Source organism: Streptomyces sp. 130, from assembly GCF_007096885.1.
GTDB lineage: Bacteria > Actinomycetota > Actinomycetes > Streptomycetales > Streptomycetaceae > Streptomyces.
On record NZ_VJNO01000002.1, the window covers coordinates 84872 to 96857 of the forward strand.

General features: G+C 72.9%; 11 protein-coding genes. 6 read left to right on the plus strand and 5 right to left on the minus strand.

All coding sequences use genetic code 11. The features are described from left to right. Nucleotides 1–12 precede the first annotated feature (12 nt). Nucleotides 13–729, plus strand: coding sequence for a VC0807 family protein (locus tag FKN01_RS02610; protein ID WP_143616053.1), 717 nt, complete (start codon nucleotides 13–15; stop codon nucleotides 727–729). Nucleotides 730–832: 103 nt separating this feature from the next. Continuing rightward, nucleotides 833–1303, plus strand: coding sequence for an N-acetyltransferase (locus FKN01_RS02615; protein WP_143616054.1), 471 nt, complete (start codon nucleotides 833–835; stop codon nucleotides 1301–1303). Between the two features lie 47 nt (nucleotides 1304–1350). Here the strand turns inward: FKN01_RS02615 and FKN01_RS02620 are convergent, their stop codons facing one another. Genes FKN01_RS02620 through iolC form a run of 4 tightly spaced genes read right to left on the minus strand, consistent with a single transcriptional unit; the run spans nucleotide 1351 to nucleotide 6643 of the window. Continuing rightward, on the minus strand, nucleotides 1351–2850 hold the full coding sequence (locus tag FKN01_RS02620; protein ID WP_143616055.1) for a CoA-acylating methylmalonate-semialdehyde dehydrogenase: 1500 nt from the start codon (nucleotides 2848–2850) through the stop codon (nucleotides 1351–1353). A gap of 12 nt (nucleotides 2851–2862) precedes the next feature. Next, nucleotides 2863–4782, minus strand: a complete 1920-nt coding sequence (gene iolD, locus FKN01_RS02625) for a 3D-(3,5/4)-trihydroxycyclohexane-1,2-dione acylhydrolase (decyclizing) (RefSeq protein ID WP_143616056.1) — start codon at nucleotides 4780–4782, stop codon at nucleotides 2863–2865. Continuing rightward, complete coding sequence (gene iolB, locus FKN01_RS02630) at nucleotides 4779–5660, minus strand: 5-deoxy-glucuronate isomerase (RefSeq protein ID WP_143616057.1); 882 nt, start codon at nucleotides 5658–5660, stop codon at nucleotides 4779–4781. Before iolB ends, iolD begins: the two co-directional genes overlap by 4 nt. After that, complete coding sequence (gene iolC, locus FKN01_RS02635; protein WP_143616058.1) at nucleotides 5657–6643, minus strand: 5-dehydro-2-deoxygluconokinase; 987 nt, start codon at nucleotides 6641–6643, stop codon at nucleotides 5657–5659. The genes iolB and iolC overlap by 4 nt, the downstream gene beginning before the upstream one ends. A 122-nt stretch (nucleotides 6644–6765) precedes the next feature. On the opposite strand from iolC, the gene FKN01_RS02640 reads away from it, so the two are divergent. Further along, the gene (locus FKN01_RS02640; protein ID WP_143616059.1) at nucleotides 6766–7683 is read left to right on the plus strand and encodes a sugar phosphate isomerase/epimerase; all 918 of its coding nucleotides are present in this window, start codon (nucleotides 6766–6768) and stop codon (nucleotides 7681–7683) included. Nucleotides 7684–7801: 118 nt separating this feature from the next. Further along, a complete protein-coding gene (locus tag FKN01_RS02645) occupies nucleotides 7802–8266 on the plus strand; it encodes a peptidoglycan-binding protein (protein ID WP_143616060.1) in 465 nt (154 codons plus the stop codon). A gap of 126 nt (nucleotides 8267–8392) precedes the next feature. On the opposite strand, the gene FKN01_RS02655 is transcribed toward FKN01_RS02645, so the two are convergent. After that, a complete protein-coding gene (locus FKN01_RS02655) occupies nucleotides 8393–10615 on the minus strand; it encodes an MMPL family transporter (RefSeq protein ID WP_143616062.1) in 2223 nt (740 codons plus the stop codon). A gap of 184 nt (nucleotides 10616–10799) precedes the next feature. Between FKN01_RS02655 and FKN01_RS02660 the strand changes: the two genes are divergently transcribed. Both FKN01_RS02660 and FKN01_RS02665 read left to right on the plus strand, forming a co-directional pair. Beyond that, complete coding sequence (locus tag FKN01_RS02660; RefSeq protein ID WP_143616063.1) at nucleotides 10800–11591, plus strand: TetR/AcrR family transcriptional regulator; 792 nt, start codon at nucleotides 10800–10802, stop codon at nucleotides 11589–11591. A 78-nt stretch (nucleotides 11592–11669) separates the two neighbouring features. Then, complete coding sequence (locus tag FKN01_RS02665) at nucleotides 11670–11978, plus strand: heavy-metal-associated domain-containing protein (protein WP_185992717.1); 309 nt, start codon at nucleotides 11670–11672, stop codon at nucleotides 11976–11978. Nucleotides 11979–11986: the final 8 nt, after the last annotated feature.

The window sequence follows — 11986 nt, forward strand, 5'->3', positions numbered from 1 at the left end:
GGAGGAACCGACATGAGCAGCCCGGCCGCCACACTCACCGCCCCCGGCGTCGACGCCCCGGCCGGCGCCGCCCCGATCGCGCCCCGCAAGGCCCTCGTGGACAGCCTGAAGCCGCTGCTGGTGGACGTCGCGCTGCCGCTCGCCGCGTACTACGCGCTGAAGGCGGCGGGGCTCGGCACGTTCGGCGCGCTGGCCTGGAGCAGCGTTCTTCCGGCGGTCCGGACGGTGTGGGGTGTGGTGCGCGAGCGCCGGCTCAACGGTCTGGCGGCGCTGATGGTGTCGGTCAACGCGGTCTCGCTGCTGCTGGGTCTGGTGGCCGGGGACCCTCGGCTGATGCTCCTGAAGGACAGCGGGGTCAGCAGCATCGTCGGGCTGACGTTCCTGGTGACGGCGTTGCGGGGACGGCCGATGCTGTCGGCGGGCCTGCGGCCGTGGCTGACCCGGGGCGAGGCCGCCAAGACGGCCGCCTGGGAACGGCTCTCCGCGGGTTCGCCGGACTTCCGCAGGGCCGAGACCCGGTTCTCGGCGATCTGGGGCGGGGCGCTGCTCGCCGAGTGCGCGGTGCGGGCGGTGGGCGCTTACACCGTGCCGGTGGAGACGATGGTGTGGGCCGGGACGGTGCTCATGATCGCCACGATGGTGCTGGCGTTCCTCGTCTCGGGGCGCTTCGGCGTCGTCCCGATGGAGCACATGATCGCGGCCGAGGCCGCCGCCGCCTCGGACCGCTGACAGCTGACCGCCCACCAGAAATCCGCGGGGCCGCTTCGAGGGAGTGGCCCCGCGGTCATTCGCGCCCCGGAATTCGCTTGACCTCGCCATCTACCGTTTTCGTATGACTACTTCGCCGAGACTGGCCGAGATCACCGCCGACAACGTCGACGCCGCGATCGCCCTCAGAGTCCGGCCCGACCAGGAGCATCTGGTGGAGCCGGTCGCGACGTCCCTCGCCGAGGCGTACGTGCATCAGGCGGTCGCCTGGCCCCGGCTCGTCCTCGACGGCGACCGGCTCGTCGGCTTCCTGATGGCCTTCCTGGACATCCACTTCGAGAACGACGCCGGGGAGCACCACATCCGCTCCGGGCTGTGGCGCCTGAACATCGCGGCGGACGAACAGGGGCGCGGCCACGGCCGGTTCGCGGTCGAGTCCGTCGCCGCCGAGATACGCCGGCGCGGCGGCACCCGGATGTACGTCACCTGGCACCCGGGCGACGACGGCCCGGAGGGCTTCTACCTGGGGCTCGGCTTCCGGCCCACGGGTGAGACGAGCGGGGGCCAGACGGTCGGGGTGCTGGAGCTGGGCTGAGCACGGGCCGGGCGCTCCCGGCCCGTGCTCGGGCCGTTGGCACCGGGTCAGTGGTTCCTGGGGAAGCCCAGGTCCACGCCCGCCGGGGCGTCCGCCGGATCGGGCCAGCGGGTGGTGGTGACCTTGCCGCGGGTGTAGAAGTGGACGCCGTCGTTGCCGTAGATGTGGTGGTCGCCGAAGAGGGAGTCCTTCCAGCCGCCGAAGGAGTGGTAGCCGACCGGGACCGGGATCGGCACGTTGACGCCGACCATGCCGGCCTCGATCTCCAGCTGGAAGCGGCGGGCCGCGCCGCCGTCGCGGGTGAAGATCGCGGTGCCGTTGCCGTACGGCGAGGCGTTCATGAGGGCGACGCCCTCCTCGTACGTCTCCACGCGCAGCACGCACAGGACCGGGCCGAAGATCTCGTCCCGGTAGGCGTCGGAGTCGGTGGAGACGTGGTCGAGGAGCGAGAGGCCGATCCAGTGGCCGTTCTCGAAGCCGTCGACGGTGAACCCGGTGCCGTCGAGGACCACTTCGGCGCCCTGGGCGGCGGCGCCGGTGACGTAGGAGGCGACCTTGTCGCGGTGGGCGGCGGTGATGAGCGGGCCCATCTCGGAGGCGGGGTCCGTGCCGGGGCCGATCCTGATCCGGCCGGCCCGCTCCTTGATCCGGGCGACCAGCTCGTCGCCGACGGCCCCCACGGCGACGACGGCCGAGATCGCCATGCAGCGCTCCCCCGCCGAGCCGTAGGCGGCGGAGACGGCGGCGTCGGCCGCGGCGTCCAGGTCCGCGTCGGGCAGCACCAGCATGTGGTTCTTCGCGCCGCCGAGCGCCTGCACGCGCTTGCCGTTGGCCGAGGCGGTGGCGTGGATGTGGCGGGCGATGGGCGTCGAGCCGACGAAGGAGACGGCGGCGACGTCCGGGTGGTTCAGGAGGGCGTCGACGGCGACCCGGTCCCCGTGCAGGACGTTGAGCACACCGTCCGGAAGCCCGGCCTCGGCGGCCAGCTCGGCCAGCAGGTTGGCGGCGGACGGGTCCTTCTCGCTGGGCTTGAGCACGAAGGTGTTCCCGCAGGCGATGGCGAGCGGGAACATCCACATCGGCACCATGGCCGGGAAGTTGAACGGGGTGATCCCCGCGACCACGCCGAGCGGCTGACGGATCGAGGACACGTCGACCCGGTTGGAGACCTGGGTGGACAGCTCGCCCTTGAGCTGCGTCGTGATCCCGCAGGCCAGCTCGACGATCTCCAGGCCGCGCGCCACCTCGCCCAGCGCGTCGGAGTGCACCTTGCCGTGCTCGGCGGTGATCAGGGCGGCGATCTCGTCCCGGCGGGCGTCCAGCAGCGCGTGGTAGCGGAACAGCACCGCCGTACGGGCGGACAGCGAGGAGTCCCGCCAGGTCCGGTACGCGTCCTTCGCGGCGGCCACCGCCGTATCGGCCTCGTCCGGCGAGGCGAACGCGACCCGGGTGGTGACGGCGCCGGTGGCGGGGTCGGTGACCTCGCCGTAGTTGCCCGAGGTGCCCTCGACGGTCTTGCCACCGATCCAGTGGTTCACGGTCTTCATGCTGTGGCTCCTTCAGAGGTGACGGCGTCGGCCGGCGCTGTGTCGTTCGTACTCTTTCCGTGCTTCGACCGCCGCGGGGCGGGTGGCCGTCCGGGCCACGGGGACATCCCACCACGCCTGCGCCTCGGGAGGGCCCTGTCCGTCGCCGGGCGTTTCCAACTCGACGTGTACGCAGACGGGCCGGTCCGCCGCGCGGGCCTCGGCGAGGGCCGCCCGCAGCTCGGCCACGGTCCCCGCGCGCAGGACCCGCATGCCGAGCGAGGCGGCGTTGGCGGCGAGGTCCACGGGGAGCGGGGGGCCGGTGAACTCCCCGTCCGCCGACCGGTGGCGGTAGTCCGTGCCGAAGCGCTCGCCGCCGGTCGCCTCGGACAGGCCGCCGATCGAGGCGTAGCCGTGGTTCTGCAGGACGACCAGCTTGACCGGCAGGTTCTCCTGGACGGCGGTGACGATCTCGGTGGGGTTCATGAGGTAGGTGCCGTCGCCGACGAGCGCCCAGACCGGGCGGTCCGGGGCCGCCAGGCACACGCCGATCGCGGCCGGGATCTCGTAGCCCATGCAGGAGTAGCCGTACTCCACGTGGTACTGGCGCGGGGAGCGCGTCCGCCAGAGTTTGTGCAGGTCGCCGGGGAGCGAACCGGCCGCGTTGACGAGGATGTCCTCGTCGGTGACCAGCTCGTCCAGGAGGCCGAGGACCTGGGTCTGGACGGGGCGTGCCCGGGGGTCGGGCGTGGCGTAGGCGGCGTCGACGCGCCGCTCCCAGCGGGCCTTGGCCTCGGTGTACTCGGCCGCGTACGCGGGGTCCGTACGGTGTCCGGCCAGGGCCTCGGTGAGGGCGTCGAGTGCGGTGCGGGCGTCGGCGACGAGCGGGAGCGCGGCGAGCTTGTGGGCGTCGAAGCCGGTGAGGTTGACGTTGAGGAAGCGCACGTTGGGGTGCTGGAAGAGGGTCGCGGACGCGGTGGTGAAGTCGGTGTAGCGGGTGCCGACTCCGATGACGAGGTCGGCGGTGCGGGCGAGGTCGTCGGCGGTGGCGGTCCCGGTGTGGCCGATGCCGCCGACGTCGGCGGGGTGGTCGTGGCGCAGCGAGCCCTTGCCGGCCTGGGTGGAGGCGACGGGGATGCCGGTGGCTCCGGCGAACGCGGCGAGGGCGTCCTCGGCCGCGCTGTGGTGGACCCCGCCGCCTGCGACGACCAGGGGACGGCGGGCGGCGCGCACGGCCCGGACCGCCCGGTCGAGTTCGTACGGGTCGGGGGCGGGGCGGCGTACGTGCCAGACGCGCTCCGCGAAGAACTCCGCCGGCCAGTCGTACGCCTCGGCCTGGACGTCCTGCGACAGCGCGAGGGTGACCGCGCCGGTCTCCGCCGGGTCGGCCAGCACCCGCATGGCGTGCAGCGCGGCCGGGATCAGTGCCTCGGGGCGGGTGATCCGGTCGAAGTAGCGGGAGACCGGGCGCAGGCAGTCGTTGACGGAGACGTCGCCCGCGTAGGCCACTTCCAACTGCTGGAGTACGGGGGCGGCGGGGCGGGTCGCGAAGGTGTCGCCGGGCAGCAGCAGGACGGGGAGGTGGTTGACGGTGGCGAGGGCGGCGCCGGTGACGAGGTTGGTGGCGCCGGGGCCGATGGACGTGGTGACGGCGTGGGCGGACAGCCGGCCCGACTGGCGGGCGTGGCCCACGGCCGCGTGCACCATGGCCTGTTCGTTGCGGCCCTGGAGGTACGGCATCGCGGGACCGGTCTCCAGGAGCGCCTGGCCGATCCCGGCGACGTTGCCGTGGCCGAAGACGCCCCAGGTGGCGGCGATCAGCCGGTGGCGTTCGCCGTCGCGCTCGGCGTACTGGCGCGCGAGGAAGGCGACGAGCGCCTGGGCGGTGGTGAGGCGGCGGGTGCCCTCCCCGGCCGGTCCGGCCGGTGCGGTCGTGCCGGGCGTCGCGGTCATGCGTGGTCCTCCGGTCCGTGGAACGGCAGCCGGGGGTCGACCGGCTGGGACGGCCAGGTGTCGCGCACCCATCGGTGGTCGGGGTGGTCGCGGATCAGCCACTCCCGCTTCTCGCCCGGGCCCGCCATGACGTTGAGGTAGTACAGGGTGCGGCCGGGCGGGGCGATGGACGGGCCGTGCCAGCCGTCCGGGACGAGGACGGCGTCACCGCCGCGGACCTCGGCCAGCACGTCCGTACCGCCGGGGCGGGACGGGGAGACCCGGTGGTAGCCGAGGCCGCCGTCCTCGATCTCGAAGTAGTAGATCTCCTCCAGGACGGATTCCTCGCCGGGGTGGTGCTCGTCGTGTTTGTGCGGCGGGTAGGAGGACCAGTTCCCGCCGGGCGTGAGGACTTCCACGGCGATGAGCCGGTCGCATTCGAAGGCGTCGGCGGCGGCGAAGTCGTGGACCTGGCGGGAGCAGTCGCCGGCGCCGCGCAGTTCCACGCGTACCTCCGGCGCGGGGCCGTAGCGAGCGGGGAGTCGTCGCTCGCACTTCGCTCCTGCCAGGGCGAAGCGGCCGCCTGCGCCGGAGGCGATCTGTGCGTGGGCGTCGCGCGGTACATAGGCGAAGTCGGACACGCCGCTGAACACGCTCCTACGGCCCAGCAGTTCAAAGATCTCATCTGAGATGTGCACCGTACAGCTGCCGGTCAACGGCAGTACGATCCACTCGCTCTCCCCGGTGACAAGTGTGTGAACTCCTCCCGGTCCCAGCTCCAGGACGCGCAGCCCGGACCGCTCCCAGCCGGCCTGGTCCGGGCCGATGTCCAGGGTGTAGGGGCCGTGCGCGGTGGAGCCCGCCGGGAGGTGGTACGCCGGTTCGCCTCGCATGTTCATGCCCTTTCGCCGTGTGCGGTGACCGCGCCTTCGGCGAGCGCGGCCTCGACCTCGTGCGGGAACGGCATGGCGGAGGAGCAGGCGAGCCGGGCGGCGACGTGTGCGCCCGCCGCGTTGGCGTACCGCACGGTGCGCGCGAGGTCCCAGCCGGCGAGCAGCCCGTGGCACAGGGCGCCGCCGAACGCGTCCCCCGCGCCGAGGCCGTTGACCACGTCGACGGGGAGCGGCGGCACGTCGGCGACGGTCCCGTCCCGGTGCACGGCGAGGACGCCGGCGGGGCCCTGCTTGACGACGGCCAGCTCGACGCCGGCGGCGATGAGGCCGCGGGCCGCGGCGTACGGTTCGCGCTCACCCGTGGCGATCTCGCACTCGTCCACATTGCCCACGGCGACCGTCGCGTACGCCAGTGCCTCGTGGTAACGGGCGGACGGGCTCGGCCCGGAGGTGTCCGGCGGCCAGAACACCGGGCGCCAGTCGAGGTCGAAGACGGTGATGCCGGAGCGGTCGCGGGCGCGCAGCGCGGTGAGGGTCGCCGTACGGCTCGGCTCGGCGCACAGGCCGGTACCGGTCATCCAGAACACCCGGGCGGCCCGGACCGCTTCGAGGTCCAGCTCGCGGGGGTGGATCTCCAGGTCCGGGGCCTTGGGCTGCCGGTAGAAGTAGAGGGGGAAGTCGTCGGGCGGGAAGACCTCGCAGAAGGTGACCGGGGTCGGGTAGGCGGCGACGGGCGTCACCCACCGGTCGTCGACCCCGAACTCCCGCAGCTGCTCGCGCAGATAGTCACCGAAGGGGTCCTGGCCGGTGCGCGTCACCACGGCGGTGCGCCGGCCGAGGCGGGCGGCGGCGACGGCCACGTTGGACGGGGAGCCCCCGAGGAACTTCCCGAAGGTGTCGACCCGGGCGAGCGGCACTCCCGTCCGCAGGGGGTAGAGGTCCACCCCGATCCGCCCCATGGTGATCACGTCGTACGGCTGCTCAGGCATGCGACATCCCTTCGACTGGGCGCCTGTACCCGGATCATCTCCGCTTGGATCATCGTCAATCATTTGTACGGACATAGTGACTAATTCTTGACACCCGTCTCCCCGCGTGGTGAGGCTTGGGCATGACGTCCTCCTCGGCTTCCGCATCGCCCTGCATCCGCATCGGCTCCGCGCCCGACTCCTGGGGGGTGTGGTTCCCCGACGACCCCCGGCAGGTGCCGTGGCGGCGCTTCCTGGACGAGGTCTCCGCCGCGGGTTACGAGTGGATCGAGCTGGGTCCGTACGGCTACCTCCCGACCGATCCGGCCCGCCTCGCGGACGAGACCGCCAGCCGGGGGCTCTCCGTCTCGGCGGGCACCGTTTTCACCGGATTGCACCACGGGCCGGACGTCTGGGACCGGACCTGGGCGCATGTCGCCGGCATCGCGGCACTCACCCGGGCGATGGGCGCCGGCCACCTCGTGGTCATCCCCTCCTTCTGGCGCGACGACAAGACGGGCGAGGTGCTGGAGGACCGGGTCCTCACCGCCGGGCAGTGGCGCCACCTCACCACGCAGACCGAGCGGCTGGCGCGCGAGGTCCGGGACCGGTACGGGCTGCGCGTGGTCGTCCACCCCCACGCCGACACCCACATCGACACCGAGGAGAACGTCGCCCGCTTCCTCGACGCCACCGACCCGGACCTGGTCTCGCTCTGTCTGGACACCGGGCACTACGCGTACTGCGGCGGCGACAGCGTCGAGCTGATCGAGACGTACGGCGAGCGCATCGACTACCTCCACCTCAAGCAGGTGGACCCGGCGGTCCTCGCCCAGGTGGTGGCGGACGAGGTGCCGTTCGGTCCTGCCGTGGCGCGCGGCGTGATGTGCGAACCGCCGGGCGGGGTCCCGGCCCTGGAGCCCGTGCTCGCCGCCGCCCGCCGGCTGGACGTCGACCTGTTCGCCATCGTCGAGCAGGACATGTACCCGTGCCCGCCCGACCGGCCCTTCCCGATCGCCCGCCGCACCCGCGACTACCTCCGCTCCTGCGGGCGGCCCTGACACCCTTCCGGGGCTCGCCCGGCCCTGGGCGGTGACGTGAGGCGGGTGCGGGCTGTTGTCCTCGGTGAGAACGGGCCCCCGGGCCCCGACCCCCCGCACTCACCGAGGAGCGACCTCCATGTCCAGCACCCCCTTGTCCACCTCGTCCACCTCGTCCACCTCGTCTCCGCGGGCCGCTCAGTCCCCGCGGGCCGCTCGCCGGTCCGCGGGCGCCTCGGCCCTGACCGGCGGGCTGCTGGCCGCCCTCGCGCTGGCGGCCTCGGTGGCCGTGGCCCCGGGGGCCGCCGCCGACGCCGAGAACGTGCCGCCGGCCGGCTCCAGCCCCGTGTGCGCCTTCTACGACGGGGACGGGCTGACCGTCTTCGGCGACCAGGGCGACCGCGCCTTCCAGGTGCAGTGCATGCTGGCCAACCGGCGCTACCTGCCGTGGGACGCGGTGGACGGGACGTTCGGTCTGCGCACCCTGGACGCCGTGCGGCGCTTCCAGGCCGACCACCCGCCCCTGCTCGGCACGGGCCTGGTCGACGCGGACACCTGGGCCGCGCTCTGGCGTGGTGACGTCCCGGTCGACGGCGCGGTGTGACGGCGGGGGGCGCCGAGGCGGGGCCGCCGGGGGGCCGGGCGGGCGGAGGATCCCCGTACTGCCCTCCGCCCCCGTACCGGGCCCCGCCCCCGCCCCCGTGCCGGCCCCCCCTCCGCCCTGCCCGGGTCACGCCCCGCTGGGCACCCGCTCCGCCTCGGCATCCCGCTCCGGTATGGACTGGGCCGCTTCCGGCCGCCCCGACTCCCCCTCGCTCAGGCCGAACCGCTGATGAAGCCTCCGCAGTGGTGCCGGTGCCCACCAGCTCGCCCGGCCCGTCAGCTTCATCACCGTCGGGACGAGCAGGCTGCGGACCACCATCGCGTCCATGAGCACGGCGAGCGCGATGCCGAGGCCGAGCATCTTGGTGTTGGTCACCCGCGAGGTACCGATGGCGACCATCACGACCGCCAGGATCACGGCCGCGGCGGTGATCAGCCCGCCGGTCCGCCGCAGCCCGAAGGAGACCGCCTGCTCGTGGTCACCGGTGCGGTCGTACTCCTCCTTGATCCGGGAGAGCAGGAACACCCCGTAGTCCATGGAGAGTCCGAAGGCGACGCAGAACATGAGGACCGGGAGCGTCGTCTCTATGTCACCGGTACTGGTGAAATTGAGCAGCCCCGACAGGTGTCCGTCCTGGAAGACCCAGACGACGGCCCCGAACATCGCGGTGAGACTGAGGGCGTTGAGCAGGACGGCCTGGAAGGGGATCAGGACGCTGCCGGTCAGCAGAAACACCAGCACCAGCGTCACCACGGCGATGATGCCCACCGCCCACGGCAGCCGGTCGCCGATGGCGGCCTTGGAGTCGACCAGCACCGCCGCCGTCCCCGTCACGGAGATGTCGAAGGGGGCCGGTTCGGCACGCAGGTCCTTCACCAGGCGCTGGGACGCCTCCCCCACCGGCTCCCCCTCGCCCAGCACGCTGAAGTAGGCGCTCCGCCCCTCGATGACCGGGCCGTCCACCCGGAGGACCCCGGGAAGTCCGGCGAGCCGGTCGCGGTATTCGGCGTACTGCGCGGGCGTCGCCTCGCCCTCCACCAGGATGTCGAGGCTCCCGCCGGGGCTGCCGGGGAAGCCGTCCCGCAGGTGCTGCTGCACCACGTGGGACTCGGAGGAGGCGGGCAGCTGCCGGTCGTCGGCCGTACCGAACCTCACGCCCAGGAAGGGAAGTCCGAGGAGGATGAGCCCGACGCTCGTGACCACCGCGAAGACCGGAGCCCTGCGCATCACCAGTGCGGTGAACCGGGCCCACCCCGCACCGGCCTCCGTCCGGGGCTTCGGGCGCCCCCGCCGCAGCAGCTTCCTGAGGTCCAGGGAGTTGACCCGGTGGCCGAGGAGCATCAGCGCGGCCGGCAGCAGGATCAGGGCGGCCGCGGCGGCGAGGAGCACCACGGCGATGCCCGCGTACGCGAAGGAGCGCAGGAAGTACTGCGGGAAGACCAGCATCGCGGCGAGCGACACCGCGACCGTCAGCGCGGAGAACAGCACGGTCCGGCCCGCCGTGCGCAGCGTCGTCCCGATGGCCGTCCGGGTCGGGGCGCCCGCCGCCAGCTCCTCGCGGTAGCGGCGCACGATGAACAGGGCGTAGTCGATGGCCAGGCCGAGCCCGAGAGCCGTGGTGAGGTTCTGGGCGAAGACGGAGACATCGGTGAATTCGGTGATGCCGCGCAGCACCGCGTTCGTCCCCAGGATGGCGACGATGCCCACGCCCAGGGGCAGCAGGGCGGCGATCGCGCTGCCGAAGACCATGACGAGCAGCACCAGCGTCACCGGCAGGGCGATCATCTCGGCCCTCAGCAGGTCGTCCTGGATGATCGTCTGCATCTCGTGCCGCACGGCCACGGGCCCGCCGACCGTGACGCGGACCGGCCCGTGGTCCCCCCGGTAGGCCGGGGCTATCCGGTCCAGCACCTCGCCCGACGCCTTGTCGTCGCCCTCGATCCGGGCGGCGATCAGCGCCTCCTTGCCGTCCTTCGCGCGCAGCGCCGGGGCCTTGTCCTGCCAGTAGGAGCGGACGCCCACCACATCCGCCTCACCGGCCAGTCGCTCGGCCAGGCGCGCCGCCTCGGCGGCCACGGCCGGATCGTCGACGGAGGCGCCGCCGCTGTCGACGAGCAGCAGCAGATTCGGCTGGGAGGCGGGGAACTCGCGCTCCAGCGCCTTAGTGGCGTACGTCGACTCGGCGGCCGGGGCCTCCCAGCCACCGCTGCCCATCCGGTCGGCCACCCCGCTGCCGGCGAGGACCGCGAGCGCGGTGATCACCAGAGCCGCCAGCAGCGAGAGCCGGGGGCGCGCGGTGACGAAGCGCGTCCAGCCGCCCAGTCGCTGCGGGTCGTTGACTTCAGGCATGGTGCGAGGTCCCCTTTTCCCCCGGATCCGGGCGCACGGGGCGGCAGCACGAGGCAGCCGCGCAGGGCAGCATGGATCAGTCATTGCCACATACACTGGCAAACACGAGTCATCGCTCGCGTTTTTCTAGAATGCGAGCGACCACTCGTGTTTGTCAACCGCGCACGAAAGCTGGGGATTCACCGTGTCGCAGTCCAGAGCGGCGGGCGCCCACGACGCCGGGGCCACCGAAGGCGCCGGGACCGCCCAAGACGCCGGGGCCACCGAAGGCGCCGGGACCGCCCAAGACGCCGGGGCCGCCGCAGACGCCGGGGCGGCCGGCAAGGCCGCCGCTCCCGCCCGGCCGCGCAGGCGGCAGGCCCGGGGGGAGGCCCGTATCGCGCAGTTGCTCAAGGCCGCCGCCAACGTGTTCTGCACGACCGGCTACACCGCGGCGAGCACCAACGCGATCGCGCGTGAGGCCGGGGTCTCCCCCGGCACGCTCTACCAGTTCTTCCCCAACAAGGAGGCCATCGCGGTCGAGCTCGGCGACCACCTCCTGACCCGCTGGCGGGAGACCTACGGGGCCGCCCTCCTGGCCGACCACCTGGAACTCCCCCTGGAGCGGATGCTCGACGCCACCCTCGACCCGCTGATCGAGTTCAACTGCGCGAACCCGGCCTTCACGGTCCTGATGCACGGCCCCGAGATCCCCGGCATGCCCTCCAAGGAGCACGACGCCGTCCACGTCACGATGCTCAGCCGCGTCGAGGCGATCCTCGCCGGATACCTGCCGGACAGGCCGCCGGCCGAGGTCACCCGCATCGCCACGATGATCTTCAGCATCTTCAAGTCCGGACTGGACGTGATCATGGAGCACGAGGGGGACGAGCGGGAGGCGTACATCCGGGAGCTGAAGACGGTCCTCCGCCGGTACCTCGAACCCATGGTCCCCGACGACACGACACCGGGCCCCCACTCGCGCCATACCCCCTAGGGGTATAAAGTGGGGGTCGTGGAGGCGCACCGGCGTGCGCCCCTTCATCCCTGTGTGCCCGTCGAAGAGGAGAACACGATGACCGCCGAGACCCAGCTCCCCCAGGCGACCGGCTCCTGCTGCTCGCCCAGCGGTTCCTGCCACGACAGCGCGGGCGCGGACGCCGGGCAGTCCGGCGTGACCACCGTCTACCAGGTGACCGGCATGACCTGCGGCCACTGCGAGGGCGCCGTCTCCAAGGAGGTCTCCGCCATCGACGGTGTCACCTCCGTGCAGGCCGTGGCGTCCACCGGGCTGGTGACGGTGGTCTCGCAGGCCCCCCTGGACGACGAGGCCGTACGCGCCGCCGTCGACGAGGCGGGCTACGAGCTCACCGGGCGCGCCTGACCGCCAGG